Source organism: Citrobacter pasteurii, from assembly GCF_019047765.1.
GTDB lineage: Bacteria > Pseudomonadota > Gammaproteobacteria > Enterobacterales > Enterobacteriaceae > Citrobacter > Citrobacter pasteurii.
Map to the genome: position 1 here is coordinate 2,669,627 of NZ_CP077262.1, position 15,868 is coordinate 2,685,494.

Here is a 15,868-nt window from a genome sequence, read left to right on the forward strand (position 1 = left end):
CCGCTGAATAACAGCGGTCTTATTGATTTTATTTAGACTCTAATTCCGGTGCTTTTTCTTCAGTAAGTTCAACCTCACGATACCAGCGAGGATGGTGTTTCTTCGCCCAGCGTCGACTCACTTTCCCTTCGATCATACCTTTAATTGAACCTTTTACCCAAAACGCCATGTACATATGGATCAGAATGGCGTGGATCAGCACAATGGCTGCTGTCGCGTGGATTAACAAACTCCAACGAACTATGTCAATTGAGAAATAATGGGCAAAGTAGGGTCTCCAGATAATAACGCCGGTAACCAGTAATACCAGAATCAGGCTCATGATGCTCCAGAACATCATTTTCTGCCCTGCGTTGTATTTCCCCACATCAGCAACTTTATGCTCATTGCCTTTAAGTACTTCAACGATCCCTTTAATCCAGGGGAGGTCCTGTTTATCGGGAATGTTGTGGTGTACAAAACGGACGAACATAAACATCAGCACGATGAAAATCATCACCCCGAAAAACGGATGTAGAATTCGCCCCATTTGCGGTGTACCGAAGGTTTCGGTGAGCCATTGCAACGTCGGAAAGAACAGCGCAATACCGGAAAGCGACACCAGGAAGAAGCTTATTACCACCGTCCAGTGACAAGCACGGTCGATGAATTTGGTGCGCAGAATCATTTTGCTTTTACTCATGACCGTTCTCCTCTTCATCATCATCCGTCTCTTTGTTTGGCCCGACTCCCACGTAGTGGTAAATCAGCCCGGCAAAGGTGGCGATAAATCCGGCGGCGGAGAGTGGTTTTAAAATCCCCTTCCAGAGGTTCACTGGTGCGGCGATTTTTGGCTCATCCGGCAGATTGTGGTACAGCGATGGTTGATCCGCGTGATGAAGTACATACATCACGTGGGTGCCGCCGACCCCTTGCGGGTTGTAGATGCCCGCGTTGGCATAGCCGCGTTTTTTCAACTGCGCCACGCGAGTTTCCGCGACATTGAGCATCTCCTTTTTGGTGCCAAACTGGATAGCACCGGTCGGACAAGTTTTCACGCAGGCCGGTTCCTGGCCCACGCTGACCCGGTCAACGCACAGCGTACATTTGTAGACCCGGTTATCTTCGGGATTAAGTCGCGGAATATTGAACGGGCAGCCAGCAATGCAGTAGCCACAGCCAATGCAGTGCTCGGACTGAAAGTCGACAATCCCGTTGGCATACTGAATGATTGCTCCAGCGGATGGACAGGCTTTCAAACAGCCGGGATCGGCGCAGTGCATGCAGCCGTCTTTGCGGATCAGCCATTCCAGCTTGTCGTTCTGGGTGGTTTCACTAAAGCGCATCACCGTCCAGGACTTAGCGCTGAGATCGGTCGGGTTGTCGTAGACACCGTTGCAGTAACCCACTTCATCGCGAATATCGTTCCACTCTGAGCAGGCGACCTGACAGCCTTTACAGCCAATACAGGTAGTGACATCAATTAGTTTCGCCACTTCAGCACGGAAATCCCGCGCCTGGGGCGGCGGCGTGATGCTGTTCGTCGCCGAGCGTTTAATAATATCTTGTGATTGCATAGCCATGAGTTCCCTTCCTTACGCTCGCTCGATGTTGACCAGAAACGCTTTATACTCCGGTGTTTGCGAGTTCGCGTCACCCACCGATGGCGTTAACGTATTGGCGAGGAACCCTTTGCGTGTAGCGCCTTCAAAGCCCCAGTGACAAGGGATACCGATAGTATCGATCTGCTTACCATCGATCGTCAGCGTTTGCAGACGCTTGGTGACCACCGCCTTCGCTTTGATAAAGCCGCGTTTCGACATCACTTTCACCGTATCACCTGCCGCAATGCCTTTTTTGCTCGCCAGCGCCTCACCGATTTCGATGAATTGATCGGGTTGAGCGATGGCGTTGATCAGCGCATGTTTGGTCCAGTGGCGGAACAGTTCAGTAATGGAGTAAGTTGTGGCGACGTACGGGAAGGCATCCGCTTTACCCATATTGGCGATATCGTCATGGTAGATACGCGCAACCGGGCTGGATACAACATCCGGGTGCAGCGGGTTGGTACCAATAGGCGACTCAATGGGTTCGTAATGTTCCGGGAATGGTCCGTCGTTCATTTTGTCGATGGAGAACAGACGCGCTACACCTTCCGGGTTCATGATAAACGGACCAACGTTGCTGCCCGGCGCGGCCTGGCCGTAGTCGGCTACGTCCATACCGGCCCATTTTTTGCCATCCCAATGCAGCAGGGCTCGTTTGGGATCCCACGGTTTTCCTGATGGATCGGCCGAAGCACGATTGTAGAGAATACGGCGGTTGGCAGGCCATGACCACGCCCAGCCCGGTGTGCAGCCCAGACCATACGGATCGCTGTTGTCGCGATTGGCCATCTGGTTGCCTTGTTCTGTCCAGCTTCCGCAGTAGACCCAGCAGAAACTGCTGGTCGAGCCGTCATCGCGCAACTGTGCAAAACTGCTGAGCTGCTGGCCTTTTTTGGCTATAAGCTGGCCTTTGTCATCATAAAGGTCTTCAAGCGCCTGGCCATTAGCTTCACGCGCAATCTCTTCTGGGTGTGGGTCGTATGGATCTTTATAATTCCAGGCAATATTCAACAAGGGTTGCGGATTCGCTCCCCCTTCCTGTTGATACAGCTCGCGTAGGCGCATAAACAGACGCCCAAGGATCTTCCCGTCATGTAAGGCTTCACCTGGTGGTTCTGCCGCAGCCCAGTGCCACTGCAACCAACGCCCGGAGTTAGCGATTGAACCATTTTCTTCAGCAAAGCAGGAAGAGGGCAGGCGGAAAACTTCGGTCTGAATATCTGCCGGGTTTACATCGTTCATCTCGCCATGATTCTGCCAAAAATTGGACGACTCAGTGACCAGCGGATCGATAACCACCATATATTTCAGTTTTGAAAGCGCGCGCGTTGATTTGTTTTTATCCGGAAACGCCGCCAGCGGATTGAAGCCCTGAACGATGTAACCATTAATCTTACCTTCGAGCATCAATTCGGCCTGGGTCATGACGTCATACAGGCGATCCCATTTAGGTAGCCAGTCGTAGCCCCAGTTATTTTCTACTGTTGCATTGTCGCCCCAGAAACTTTTCATCATGCTAACAAAGAACTTCGGCGTATTTTGCCAGTAATTGACCTCATTCACGCCTAGCGCAGGTGGCGTGATTTGCGAAATATAGGTCTGGTAGTCTGGCTGTTTTTCCGACGGCAGCGGCATATAGCCCGGCAGGTTCGTTGACAACAAGCCAAGATCGGTATAGCCCTGAATATTGGAGTGGCCACGTAGGGCGTTAACACCACCGCCCGCCATGCCTATATTGCCCAGTAGCAACTGGAGCATAGCGGCGGCGCGAATAATCTGTGCCCCGGCGGAGTGGTGAGTCCAACCCAGCGCATACAGGATAGTGGCGGTGCGGTCAGGCACGCTGGTGCTGGCGAGAATTTCGCAGATACGATTGAAATCCGCCACGGATGTCCCACACAACCGGTTAACCATTTCCGGGGTATAGCGCTCGACGTGGTTTTTGAGCAAGTTCCACACGCAGCGTGGGTGAGCCAATGTTTCATCACGCAGGGCATTACCCAGTTCGTCAAGCTGATAGAACCAGCTCGATTTATCGTACTGGCGTTTCTTGTCGTCGTAGCCACTGAACAAGCCGTCGTCGAACTGATAGTCATCACGGATAATCAGGCTGGCGTTGGTGTAATGGCGCACATAGTCGTGCTGCACCTGGTTGTTTTCCAGCAGATAACGGATTACACCGAGCAGGAATGCGGTGTCGGAACCAGCGCGTATTGGTGCATACAGATCGGCGACGGCGGCGCTACGGTTAAAGCGCGGGTCGACCACCACCACGGTGGCGTCGTTTTTAGTTTGCGCTTCGACCACCCATTTAAAGCCTACCGGATGTGCCTCAGCGGCATTGCCGCCCATAATAAGCACTACGTTGGCATTTTTAATATCGACCCAGTTGTTGGTCATCGCACCACGTCCAAACGTTGGTGCAAGAGCCGCAACGGTGGGGCCATGACATAACCGTGCCTGACAGTCGATAGCGACCATACCTAATCCGCGAGCAAATTTACCGTCGAGGATCCCGGTTTCATTACTTGCCGCAGAGGAACATAGCATGCCCGTGGTGGACCATCGGTTGACGGTCAAGCCCTGAGCATTTTTCTCAATAAAGTTGGCATCGCGATCATCTTTCATGAGTCGGGCAATACGATTAATCGCATCATCCCAGCTAATACGCTGCCATTTATCCGAACCCGGTGCACGATATTCGGGATACTGCAGACGGGTTTCACTATGAATATAATCCAGCACGCCAGCGCCTTTAGGGCACAACGATCCACGGCTCACCGGATGATCCGGATCGCCCTCAATATGGTAGATACTTTCTTTGACGTTTTTGGCTGTATCGCCAAGGCTGTACATCAGCATGCCGCAGCCTACTGAGCAGTACGTACAGTTATTACGTGTCTCTTTTGCTTTTAAGAGTTTGTATTGACGGGTTTCCGCGTGAACGGAAAAAGATGATAAGAATCCGAGAGATGCAACAGTTGTTCCTGCCATACCGCCCGCGCAGATTCGAAAGAACTGCCTCCGGCTGAGCTCCATTTTTTTCTCCAGCTTAAACTTAAGACATGAAAAAGTATGGTTATTGTAAGGTTAAATTGTTTTATAAACCATTAACTTTTAGTGGTTATTGACGTGAGAGAGTATTAGTGCTGTAAGCCTGGCGTATGGATTGATCAAAAATTGATCATGTCAGGTTGGTTGCCAATACGTACGGTGAACTGAATCTTTTTGACGACAACCTCCCGCGGCGTAACAGCGATAAACTGATGGAGGTATCTGGATACGCTTAATGCTGAACAGATGTCAATTTTTTACAATTACATAAAAATTCTGATAGTATACCCCCCTATAGTATTTGGAGGGCGTATGCCGCATTCACCTGAAGATAAAAAACGCATTCTCACCCGTGTACGCCGTATCCGCGGTCAGGTTGATGCGCTTGAGCGCGCGCTGGAATCCGGCGAACCGTGTCTGGCGATCCTGCAACAAATTGCCGCCGTGCGCGGCGCATCCAATGGCCTGATGGGCGAAATGGTTGAGATCCATCTGAAAGATGAACTGGTCAGCGGGGAGACTACCCCAGACCAGCGTGCTGTGCGCATGGCTGAAATCGGCCATCTTCTGCGTGCTTATCTAAAATAACACCATCACCTCGCAATAATGGGAAGAGACAAATGAAATCACGTGCAGCAGTTGCATTTGGCCCCGGCCAACCGTTAAAAATTGTCGAAATCGACGTCGCACCGCCAAAGAAAGGTGAAGTGCTGGTTAAAATTACCCACACCGGCGTGTGCCATACTGACGCTTTTACGCTCTCTGGCGACGATCCGGAAGGGGTGTTCCCGGCGGTACTCGGTCATGAAGGCGGGGGTATTGTGGTTGAAGTGGGTGAGGGCGTCACCAGTCTGAAACCGGGCGACCATGTGATCCCGTTGTACACCGCAGAATGTGGTGAGTGTAAGTTCTGTAAGTCTGGCAAAACTAACTTGTGTCAGGCCGTACGTGCTACCCAGGGCAAAGGCCTGATGCCGGATGGCACAACACGCTTCTCGTATAACGGCGAACCCATCTATCACTATATGGGTACCAGTACCTTCAGTGAATACACCGTTTGCGCAGAGATCTCGCTGGCGAAGGTTAACCCGCAGGCTCCACTGGATAAAGTGTGTCTGCTGGGGTGTGGCGTGACCACCGGTATCGGAGCGGTTCATAACACCGCGAAAGTGAAGGAAGGCGATACCGTAGCCGTATTTGGCCTGGGCGGTATTGGCCTGGCAGTGATCCAGGGCGCGGTACAGGCGAAAGCCGGGCGTATTCTGGCCGTTGATACTAACCCGGAAAAATTCAAGCTGGCGGGTGAAATGGGTGCGACCGATTTCATCAACCCGAACGATTACGATAAACCGGTGCAGGATGTGATTGTCGAACTTACCGACGGTGGCGTGGACTTTAGCTTTGAGTGCATCGGCAACGTTAACGTGATGCGCGCGGCGCTGGAGTGCTGCCATAAAGGGTGGGGCGAAAGCATCATTATTGGCGTGGCGGGTGCCGGTCAGGAGATCAAAACACGTCCGTTCCAGTTAGTGACCGGTCGCGTGTGGCGCGGTTCCGCGTTTGGCGGCGTAAAAGGGCGTACCCAGTTGCCGGGTATGGTCGAAGAAGCAATGAGCGGAAAAATTCAGCTAGATCCGTTTATTACGCATCGCCTGCCGCTGGAGCAGATTAACGAAGCGTTCGATTTAATGCATCAGGGTAAATCCATCCGTACCGTTATCCATTTTGGTGATAACTGATTCATTGGCCAGCGGATTTCTCCGCTGGCACTTTCCTGAATTTTTTAGAATTATGTTGTGAAAGTGTGACGAATCCGGCGCTTTTCACGGTAAGTAAACTTCCCGGATTGCCGATGACTATCTAACGGGCGTGTTTTCACGCATAAACCCTACAAGAGAGTCGACGGTCATGGACAACACTACATCGATGCAAGCCCAGCATAAACTGGGCTTTCTGCATCAAATCCGGCTGGTTCCGCTGTTTTCCTCCATTCTCGGTGGCATCCTTCTGCTGTTCGCCTTAAGTTCCGGGCTGGCAGGTTATTTTCTTATGCAGGCCGATCGCGATCAGCGCGATGTAACCGATGAGATTCAGGTTCGGATGGGGTTATCTAACAGCTCTAACCACTTACGCACCGCGCGTATCAACATGATCCATGCTGGTGCGGCGAGCCGTATTGCTGAAATGGATGACATGAAAGCCAATATTGCCGAGGCAGAAAAACGTATTAAGCAATCGCAGGACGGTTTTAATACCTATATGGCGCGTGCGGTGAAAACCACTGCCGGTGAGGCGTTAGACGCTGAACTCAGTGCCAATTTCAAAGCCTATATCGACGGCTTACAGCCTATGCTGAAGTACGCTAAAAACGGCATGTTCGAGGCGATCATCAACCATGAAAATGAACAGGCCAGACCGCTGGACTCTGCTTACAACAAGGTGTTGTTAAAGGCGATCGACATTCGTACCGCCAGGGCGAACCATCTTAGTGAGCAGGCTCACCAGCGTACGCAACTCGGCATGGCCTTTATGCTGGGTGCATTTATTCTGGCGCTGGCCTTGACGCTGATGACGTTCATTGTTCTGCGCCGTACCGTTATTCATCCTCTGTTACGCGCGGCCCAGCGCATTGAGCAAATATCAGTAGGGGATCTGACGATGCCGGAGGAACCAACCGGGCGCAGCGAAATTGGTCGCCTGAGCCGTCATCTGCAAACAATGCAGCGTTCGCTGGGGAAAACGGTGGGCACGGTTCGTCAGGGGGCGGAAGAAATCTACCGCGGTACCAGTGAGATTTCTGCGGGCAATACCGATCTCTCTTCACGTACTGAACAACAGGCCGCGGCGATTGAACAAACGGCGGCCAGCATGGAAGAACTGACGGCTACGGTGAAGCAAAACGCCGACAACGCGCATCATGCGAGCACGCTGGCGGAAGATGCTTCCGGCAAAGCCAGTCGGGGCGGCCAGATGGTCTCTGGCGTGGTTAAAACCATGGGGAATATCTCAACAAGTTCGAAGAAAATCTCCGAAATTACCGCCGTTATAAACAGCATTGCCTTCCAGACCAATATCCTGGCGCTGAACGCAGCGGTCGAAGCGGCGCGGGCTGGAGAACAGGGGCGAGGGTTTGCCGTCGTAGCCAGTGAGGTGCGTACGTTGGCAAGCCGCAGCGCCCAGGCGGCAAAAGAGATAGAAGGATTGATCAGCGAATCAGTCCGACTGATTGACCAGGGATCCGGAGAAGTGGTCGCGGCAGGCAATACGATGACGGATATTGTCGATGCGGTAAAACGCGTCACCGACATTATGCTGGAAATTGCGGCGGCCTCTGATGAACAAAGCCGGGGTATCGTCCAGGTGAGCCAGGCGATTTCAGAGATGGATAAGGTCACGCAGCAAAACGCTTCGCTGGTTGAAGAAGCATCGGCCGCTGCGGCCTCTCTTGAAGAGCAGGCCGCACGCTTAACGGAAGCCGTCGGCACATTCCGTTTAACCGGGACAAGCGCAATTAAACGCGTTACACCTGCCGTTAATCCATCGGTTTCACTGCCAAAATCAAACACGGTAAATACGGATAACTGGGAAACATTCTGACAGGCCAGCCATCCGGTAATACGATCCTTTGTATTACCGGATTTACTATCTATTTGTACGTGGCACTAATCGTTCCCGCTGCGGTGAACGCACCAGGGGTGTAGTCATCGCAGGTACTGTTATTGCTGACGGAGGTGCAGATGAGTAATCCGGCCATGGTGATATCTTTCGCCGTTACGATGGAACCAAAGCCGATGGTCACTGAAGAATTTGTGTCATTCGCCGACAGATATTGTCGGGGCGAACCTTCGTAAGAAACCGCCACTCCCCGTCCGCCCGCTGCTGAGGTGCCAGTCGTGGTATTGGCGAGAATAGACAATCCGCTATTATCATAAGTCGCTTTGGCCGACGTCAGTTTAAGGGTAACCCCTGAAGCATTAACGCAGTTGCTATTTTTCAAGGTGAAGGTTTTTCGTGGTTTGTCATTACCCACATCGCCAAAATCGATGGTGGCAGGAGAGACGGACAAATTGCAGGTTGGCGCGGCGAATTTTACGGTGAATGAAGATGCGTTTACTGTGGCGATAATCTGTTGACTACTTACATTTTCATTCCCTGCTTTAAACCTGCCTATTTCACCATTTATGACCGGATGCGCTTCACCATTACCTATTGAGGAAACCCCCCCACGTTGCCAAACTTCGATGTATAATCCAACAGGAAAATCTCCATTTGCAGCATTATCGATCTCACGTGTCCAACTCGTATTAGATGGAAGATAAGCTGTATAATTAGCATTAATAGAATTAGCTATGTAAATGTTATAATATATCCCGGGTATGCTTGTTGGAAAAAAAACTCTATTGTAGCTATATTTTGTACTACCGCTGGTACTGGTATAACTATCGGATTGCGTACCACTTGTTGTTGTGGACTTTCCATAAAAATCAGAACCATCATTACCTGTACTACAGTTTAAGTAAGCATAGTTGCCCGCACTGAGCGTCCCCAATAGCACGGGTGTTGTACGGGATGGGTTATAACTATTCACGGCTAACGTTCCCGCGCTTATCGTGCTGGTATTAATCTTTTCAAAAATACACTCCACAGCCTGCACCTGATATGAATAAATTCCGCTCAACAGCAATGCCGCTAAAGAAATTGATCGTGAAATCATCGTACTCATATTAACCTGCTGTTTATCCATTATTTGTAGCTCACGCTGATTTGCACCTGACTTAATACGCCACCTGGAGTGACCGTTTTTGCTGAGTCCACTTTTTGAAAACGAGCCTGAAAGGTGATATCAGAATAGGTGGTGGTTGAGCCTTTATAGTTAACAATATTGACGGCGGAAGTATTATCTTTATTAAGCACATTAATATAAGCAGGGCTTGTCCTCCCCTCAAAGACTACTACGCCCACGTTTCCAGCCGCAGTCATCGGACCGGTATATTCATTCGGGAATATCTGGTTGCCAGTGAGTTGCGCTTTTTGCGGCTTAAAGCTCAGTACTAACGTTTTGGCGACGGAACCGGAGTCACAGCGTACGCTGACCTTCAGCGGTTGCGTCGGTACGTTGCCCACTGCGGTGGCCGATAAGTTCGCCCATACACCGCCAGCGGCGAATTCACTCGCCTCCACATCACCTAAATTAACGTCGGAGGCGGTGATGTCACAGCTACCGGTAACCAGCTCCGCCTTAACCGTTAATACATTGGTATTGGTACTGATTGCGGCCCAAAGCGGCGTGGATATCAGCAATAAGACTGCTGGGATAAATTTCATGGCGGCTCCTACTGATAAGTGGTAGTGAACGTCAACGAACCGTTGAAGGTGCCACTTGTCGCGGTGGTTGAGTAAGACGTCGGACGCAGAGATAAGACCAGATTCAGGGTTTTATTGGTGCGCTCAGTCGAGGTCCAGTCAAGCGGCGTACTGCTATTGAGGATCAACAGAGAATTTGGGGAGCCAGAACGATACAAAACCGCTGCGGCTCCGTTATCTCCCCCCTTGAGTTCGGTTGGATAACCGCTGTACAACGAAGAGGCCTTAATTCCCGTTTTTATCCAGGTAACCGTCTGGTTTGTACTGGAGCCAATCGTGCAGTTGCTGTACTGCAACGAAAAATTTTTCAGCGTATTAGCGCCCTGAGCCTCCAGCTCTGCGCGGGTTAATACACCAAAATCGATGGTTTGGTTCACCGCTTTGCCTGAGCCGACAACAATATTGACGGTGCAGGTCATCGCAAGCAAATTGGCCTTAAAGTTAACCACGACATCCGCTGCAAAGAGGTGCGGGCAGCATAATAGAAAAGAAAAAAACATTACCTGGCGCATAAGCTACTTCCCGGCTCCTGGCATCTGGCAAACTAACGTCTCCAGACGAATTGATTTTCCGATCATCGCGGGTGCGTCAGGGATCTGGTAGGTTACATCGCAGTAGCTTGCCGCGTCGCTTCCCCAAATAACCTTCAGGTTGCCACGTTGTTCGATACCGCGTAAAAAGGCGCGACCCGCCTGACCCATTGCGCCAACGGATTCTCCCTGTTCATTGAGAATGTTCGCGCCCAATGGAATGAAACTGTTATCACTACGTCTGAGCGTGACGAACACTGATTGACCTTGCTGAGTAGCGAAGGTGACTTTCACCACGGCGCCATCGCGCGGAACCACGGCGGCGGAGGTGTTTTTCACTTCGACGTCCGCCTTGATGGTGCTGAGATCCAGCCCGACGGTATTCTCGGCATAAGGCGAAAGACTGGTGGCAACTGCATATCCGGCACTGTCAATCTCGCCATATCCATTGGTGGTGGTCGCGCCATCGGCACCTTGCGCTTCAATAAGGGCGATGGCGCTTTGTGCGTTGACATTACCCGGTAAGAGCGTCAATCCACCGCTGTGCAACAGCACACCGCCGTTATTGTTTAGGGAATACTGCTGGTTATGATTTTTATCGACCGTAGCGGAAACGCTGGTTGCTCCATTCGCACCGTTATAGGTGGAATATCCGCTGACGGAATAGGTGTCTTCTCCCTGACTGGCCTGGTTAGCGGTGGTGCTGAGGCTGTAGTTCCATTTATTGTTGCTACTGTTGCCGCTGGCCGTACTGGTGAAACCGTTGTTGCCGCTAAAGTCGCTATTGGCGCTGAGGTTCAGACTGGAGAAGGCTGGTTGATCGTTTTGAGCGTTGCTACCAAAAGGAATACTCAACCCAACGTACAGGCTGTCATCTTCATCGCCCCATTCGTTATAACTGCGCTGCAGCGAGATATTCCACGAGATGGAGCGGAAAGTGTTGCTGTAGCCCAGCGAATACTGAGACGTTTTGTCTGAGCTACCCCAGTAACTCGTCCAGGTGCCGCTGAGATAAAATGAACCGTAATCTTCGCCGTTAAGGTTGATAGGTTGATTGACGTTAGCCTGAAGCTCATTTTTGGAATGGCTGTAGCTGTTGCGATACGCATCGTTACGGTTAGTATCGTGATCGTCGCTATAACTATCGATGCTATTTTGCAAAGAGATGACGTCATTAAGCGAGAGGTAATCTTTGGTGCTGTATCGATAGGCGCTAAAGCTGAAATTGGTCTGTGTTGCGTCCAGCACATTACTGTAGCTTACACGGTAACTCTGCCCCTGCAGAGTGCCAATATCTTCAAGTGAAGCGCGAGAGTGGATAACATCGACTGCGATAGCACCAAGACGCGTATTCATCGCCAGACCCAGCATCCCCGCCAGATAGTCTTCTTCCATTGACTGTATGCCGCCATACAGCGTGAAAACATCGCTCAATCCATAATTACCGTTAGTGGTGAGCACCCAGGGAGAATCGCTGTTGTCATCGTTGTCTAATGTCCCAACGGCAAAATCCCAGTCAACTTCACCTTTGGTCATTAACTGAGCAACAGAGGCATACGGTACGGTGAATAACCGTTTTGACCCATCAGCTTCTTCCACGGTAACGTCGAGGTCAGCGCCGTTGATTGCCACATAATAATCTTTCAGAGCAAAAGGACCTGGGGGAACGGTGGTTTCATAGATGATGCGCGACTGCTGTCGTACGGTAATTTTGGCATTACTGTTAGCCACGCCGTTGATGACTGGAACGTAGCGACCGTCATGTGGATCCATGCGTTTGTCGTTATACAGATGTACGCCTTTAATGCCGATACTATCCAGGACTTCGCTGCGAGAGGTGACCTGGCCCAGTTCCATTTGTGCCCGGAGAGGGGGTAAATCGCGAGCCAAATAGAGGTCGTAGTTGTCCCAGGTCGCGCTATCGTCTTTTGCCCAGTTCAGCGCGCCGCTGGAGCGTAACCTCCATGCTCCCAGATTGAGACCATAGCCGAGCCCCAGATAACCACTGTCAGAGGCGCTACCGTCGTTTTCACTGTGGTAGCCACTGAAGCTCCAGTTCAGTATTGCAGCAGGAATACCGGCATCCCAACGTGCGGGGTTGACATAACCCGCAGGGTGGCTGACGAGAAACAGCTGCGGAATTGTGAGCATCAGGATCTGTGAATTAGGATCGTAACTCACGCTGGATGAGGGGTAATAATCCGCCAGTATATAGCATTGCGATTCACCTTCGTCCGCATCTGCCGTGGGGAGTTTGCTTACATCAACGTTTGCTTCATCGAGCACCTCACGAGTCAGGCAGGGAGACGCATTCGGGGTGTGGTTATCAATAAACTGGATCTTTGCAGTTTGCTGTTGCTCACCGTTAATCCAAACGGAGACGGTATAAATACCGGGTTTCACCGGGTTGCCGCGCGCATATTGTGACACGTCGATTGTCGATTTTTTACCTGCATTGCTGAAGATAAAGTCATCGTTGAATTCAATGTAATTATCGTCAGCAAATCCTGTCTGACAAATAACCAGCAATACCCATACCGAGGTCGCTAATCGGTGTTTTGACATCGACATAGAGCAATCCTTGCACGTGTTTTTATTTATCCGTTACGTCAACGTTAGCCCCGTAATCATTGACTGCTGTCCATGAAACGGATTCAAGACGAGAGGTGGTGAGCGTTTTCACTTCATAGCTGGCGCTGGAAAAAGGGGCGACCATGTCGGGCTCAATTTTGTATTTTTTCCCCCGGGAAGTGATGTTAGCGCCAACAAGTGAAACAAAATAAGGAGAGTCATTTTTCGCCGTCGCCCAAATTTGCTTCCCTTGGTTAGCAAGGCTCCATTTCAGATGTTGGATTGCGTCATCCGCCGAACCTGGAAGGGATGCCGGGCGATAAAATACTTTGATGCGGGTTTTCAGCGCTATCTGCAGTTGATTCGATTTGGCGGCATCTTTATTTTTGCCGGGGATTTCAAGTGCATTAAACCAATACACGCTTTCGCGATCGGTGGGTAACGCTTGACCGTCCCAGTTTAAGCGTACGGTCAGTCCCTGTTTAGGATCGACCCGACTTACCGGGGGGGAGGCGATAAAAGGAACGTTTAAGGTTTGCGGATCAACATCTTCATGACCATCGTCTAACCAGGACTGGACTAATAAAGGTTGTTGCCCCTGATTCACCATTTTAATGAGTGCCTCTTTCGCGTCGGAAGGGTAAATGACACGCGTAGCGTTAATCACGATACTGGCGACTGACGAATAGCTAAACGAAATAGCGGCAGAAAATATAATTAATCTGAATGTGTTTTTGGGAATCATATCATTTATATCTTGGTAAATGGCTGCAACCTTGAATTAAAAGTTGCAGCAGAGTTATTAACTACTCTTGATCTTATACAACTTGTTAAGGGTAGGTTGTTACAAAAGTGGTATTCGCTTTCACTACACCAGCAGTCGGCGTACCAGAGCCTGAATAGATATAACCGACGGTGTAATTAAATTCAGCACCGTTGGTGGAACTATAAGCGGCTTCAGATTGCGGTGTGGCTGATGTAAAATCGATAATGGTACTGGTTGCGGTATCTTCTACCTGGAAACCCGCATCTTTGTCTCCTGCTGCAGTATTTAACAATGCTTTGCTGGTGCTGTTGTAATTACCGGAGGTTGAAAATTGCCCTTTTACTTTACCGCCCGCTGGTTCAGTGGCGCAGTTTTTAACGGTGATCTGAAATTTGGTTTTCATCGCAGGACTGCTGACAGCCGCTTGCATCGCAGGAACAGTGATATCTGGCAGTTTGACTTCTTTGGAAGCGGAAACACCATCAATACTGACATCGCAAGTTGATGATGTAATGTTTCCTGCAAAATCAATGTTTGCAGAGTCAGAACCAGCCGCTTGTACCTGAAAAGCAGCCCCTGCGACCAGAAGCGCTGCGGCACTTAAACAATTAACAAATTTCACGTTATTTTCCTTAATAACAAATTAAATGGTGAAAAGATTATATGACGTGAGATTATGACTGAATAGCGGGTGAAGTTGTGGTTGGTGTTTTTTAAGAGTTTGTTTAGAGGTAATAACCAATTATTTGATGTATTGTGGTATTAACTTAATTGGATTGGTTTTTTATGTCTCATTGAATTCTAAAAGAAAATTTTTAAATGTAAGCTTGAGTAGGGGATTTCATCCGCCATTATTCGATAGAGATATCATTGATAATAAGTATTGCTTAATTTGCTTGTAAGGAAAAATACAGCTTCTGGCTGTGTTCTATGACGGTTTTATCGTCCATATATTGAACATTTACATGGGTTGGGCCTGCCGGTAATAACAGACCCAATCATCAATACGATTAAACAGGTACGGTTTTGCGTATTGCGGCGATAAGTATCTGGGCGGCCTGAGAGAGTTGCACATCGACACGAGTAATAATACCGATGGGCTCACCCGCACCATGGGTGGGAATTGGCAATGACACCAGCGTTGCCTGGCGCAGATCTTCTCTAACCGCGCCTGAAGGGACAAACCACACATAGTCGTAATCAACCGTCAGTTGACGGGAGAGCGATGCTGACAGCGTTTCAATACAACCCGACGGCATTTTACAGCCCTGACTTTGCAACAATGCCTCTGCGTGCTGGCGAGGGGCGGTTCCTTTCGGCGAAACCACCACTGGCCACTCAATCACCCGGCTCAGCGTGATGGTTTCTTGCAACAATGGATGGTTAGGGCGCACGACAAGTTTGAGCGATTCCAGAAATAACAGTTCGTAGTTCAGACCGACCATCAATTCCGGATCGGCCATACGCCCAATGCCGAGATCAATTTCTCCTGACTTTAAACCCGCCAGGATCATGGGATTACTCATGGTGGCAACCTGCAGCGTGGTTTCCATTTGCTGCTTATGGAACGAGCCAATGACAGCCGGAAGAATACCCAATGCAGCTGTTGGCAAGGCACCAATACGCACGACATCATTCTGAGATTCTTCACGATGATTTAATGCCTGTCCGGCAGTGTTGAGTGCATCAAGCACTCTTACCGCATGGGTAAGAAACTGCTCGCCGGGCAATGTTAACTGTGCACCAAGGCGACCGCGTTCAAAGAGTCGGGTACCGGTTAGTTGCTCCAGTTCGTTCAGCGTTTTGGAGAGGGCTGGCTGACTCAGGTTAAGGGTTTCGGCCGCACGTCCCAACGTTCCCTGTTGGGCAACGGCGACAAAGGTATGAAGATGGCGCAAGCGAATGCGCTGATTGAACAGAACATTTTTTTCCATAAGCGATGTTAAAAACAGAGCCGTATTGGTGACAAGTGAAGTTGTTTGTTTTTGATAACTTGA

At 50.1% G+C, this 15,868-nt stretch carries 13 protein-coding genes; 3 read left to right on the top strand and 10 right to left on the bottom strand.

Annotated elements, in window-relative coordinates; genetic code table 11:
- Positions 1-28: 28 nt before the first annotated feature.
- The 3 genes from fdnI to fdnG are packed head-to-tail and all read right to left on the bottom strand — an operon-like array spanning position 29 to position 4,625.
- Positions 29-682 carry a formate dehydrogenase-N subunit gamma gene (gene fdnI / locus I6L54_RS13080; RefSeq protein WP_005126711.1) on the bottom strand — a complete coding sequence of 218 codons (654 nt, stop codon included), beginning with the start codon at positions 680-682 and terminating at the stop codon, positions 29-31.
- Complete coding sequence (gene fdxH, locus I6L54_RS13085; RefSeq protein WP_005126712.1) at positions 675-1,562, bottom strand: formate dehydrogenase subunit beta; 888 nt, start codon at positions 1,560-1,562, stop codon at positions 675-677. Before fdxH ends, fdnI begins: the two co-directional genes overlap by 8 nt.
- A gap of 12 nt (positions 1,563-1,574) precedes the next feature.
- Positions 1,575-4,625: a formate dehydrogenase-N subunit alpha gene (gene fdnG / locus I6L54_RS13090; protein ID WP_072041436.1), complete on the bottom strand. Its 3,051-nt coding sequence runs from the start codon at positions 4,623-4,625 to the stop codon at positions 1,575-1,577.
- 327 nt (positions 4,626-4,952) lie between these two features.
- Between fdnG and I6L54_RS13095 the strand changes: the two genes are divergently transcribed.
- The 3 genes from I6L54_RS13095 (at position 4,953) to I6L54_RS13105 (ending at position 8,237) form a co-directional block, all read left to right on the top strand.
- Positions 4,953-5,228, top strand: a complete 276-nt coding sequence (locus I6L54_RS13095) for a metal/formaldehyde-sensitive transcriptional repressor (protein ID WP_003833178.1) — start codon at positions 4,953-4,955, stop codon at positions 5,226-5,228.
- Positions 5,229-5,260: 32 nt separating this feature from the next.
- On the top strand, positions 5,261-6,379 hold the full coding sequence (locus I6L54_RS13100; protein WP_003020293.1) for an S-(hydroxymethyl)glutathione dehydrogenase/class III alcohol dehydrogenase: 1,119 nt from the start codon (positions 5,261-5,263) through the stop codon (positions 6,377-6,379).
- A gap of 169 nt (positions 6,380-6,548) precedes the next feature.
- Positions 6,549-8,237: a methyl-accepting chemotaxis protein gene (locus tag I6L54_RS13105; protein ID WP_040230955.1), complete on the top strand. Its 1,689-nt coding sequence runs from the start codon at positions 6,549-6,551 to the stop codon at positions 8,235-8,237.
- 49 nt (positions 8,238-8,286) lie between these two features.
- Here I6L54_RS13105 and I6L54_RS13110 read toward each other — a convergent pair whose 3' ends face one another.
- From I6L54_RS13110 to I6L54_RS13140, 7 genes are all read right to left on the bottom strand, one after another.
- Entirely contained in the window at positions 8,287-9,384 is a 1,098-nt protein-coding gene (locus I6L54_RS13110) for a fimbrial protein (protein WP_040230957.1), read from the bottom strand.
- Positions 9,384-9,965, bottom strand: a complete 582-nt coding sequence (locus I6L54_RS13115; protein WP_040230959.1) for a fimbrial protein — start codon at positions 9,963-9,965, stop codon at positions 9,384-9,386. The genes I6L54_RS13110 and I6L54_RS13115 overlap by 1 nt, the downstream gene beginning before the upstream one ends.
- An 8-nt stretch (positions 9,966-9,973) precedes the next feature.
- Positions 9,974-10,453: a fimbrial protein gene (locus tag I6L54_RS13120; protein ID WP_005126718.1), complete on the bottom strand. Its 480-nt coding sequence runs from the start codon at positions 10,451-10,453 to the stop codon at positions 9,974-9,976.
- A 66-nt stretch (positions 10,454-10,519) separates the two neighbouring features.
- A complete protein-coding gene (locus tag I6L54_RS13125) occupies positions 10,520-13,105 on the bottom strand; it encodes an outer membrane usher protein (protein WP_040230963.1) in 2,586 nt (861 codons plus the stop codon).
- A 22-nt stretch (positions 13,106-13,127) separates the two neighbouring features.
- Complete coding sequence (locus I6L54_RS13130) at positions 13,128-13,850, bottom strand: fimbria/pilus periplasmic chaperone (RefSeq protein WP_040230966.1); 723 nt, start codon at positions 13,848-13,850, stop codon at positions 13,128-13,130.
- An 85-nt stretch (positions 13,851-13,935) separates the two neighbouring features.
- Positions 13,936-14,493 (bottom strand): fimbrial protein, encoded by a 558-nt coding sequence (locus tag I6L54_RS13135; RefSeq protein WP_005126723.1) that lies wholly within the window; start codon positions 14,491-14,493, stop codon positions 13,936-13,938.
- A 388-nt stretch (positions 14,494-14,881) separates the two neighbouring features.
- Positions 14,882-15,805, bottom strand: a complete 924-nt coding sequence (locus tag I6L54_RS13140; RefSeq protein ID WP_005126724.1) for a LysR substrate-binding domain-containing protein — start codon at positions 15,803-15,805, stop codon at positions 14,882-14,884.
- Positions 15,806-15,868: the final 63 nt, after the last annotated feature.

Coding starts and splice junctions, on each gene's coding strand:
- fdnI (WP_005126711.1), bottom strand. CDS start 682: ATGAGTAAAAGCAAAATGATTCTGCGCACCAAATTCATCGACCGTGCT.
- fdxH (WP_005126712.1), bottom strand. CDS start 1,562: ATGGCTATGCAATCACAAGATATTATTAAACGCTCGGCGACGAACAGC.
- fdnG (WP_072041436.1), bottom strand. CDS start 4,625: ATGGAGCTCAGCCGGAGGCAGTTCTTTCGAATCTGCGCGGGCGGTATG.
- I6L54_RS13095 (WP_003833178.1), top strand. CDS start 4,953: ATGCCGCATTCACCTGAAGATAAAAAACGCATTCTCACCCGTGTACGC.
- I6L54_RS13100 (WP_003020293.1), top strand. CDS start 5,261: ATGAAATCACGTGCAGCAGTTGCATTTGGCCCCGGCCAACCGTTAAAA.
- I6L54_RS13105 (WP_040230955.1), top strand. CDS start 6,549: ATGGACAACACTACATCGATGCAAGCCCAGCATAAACTGGGCTTTCTG.
- I6L54_RS13110 (WP_040230957.1), bottom strand. CDS start 9,384: ATGGATAAACAGCAGGTTAATATGAGTACGATGATTTCACGATCAATT.
- I6L54_RS13115 (WP_040230959.1), bottom strand. CDS start 9,965: ATGAAATTTATCCCAGCAGTCTTATTGCTGATATCCACGCCGCTTTGG.
- I6L54_RS13125 (WP_040230963.1), bottom strand. CDS start 13,105: ATGTCGATGTCAAAACACCGATTAGCGACCTCGGTATGGGTATTGCTG.
- I6L54_RS13130 (WP_040230966.1), bottom strand. CDS start 13,850: ATGATTCCCAAAAACACATTCAGATTAATTATATTTTCTGCCGCTATT.
- I6L54_RS13140 (WP_005126724.1), bottom strand. CDS start 15,805: ATGGAAAAAAATGTTCTGTTCAATCAGCGCATTCGCTTGCGCCATCTT.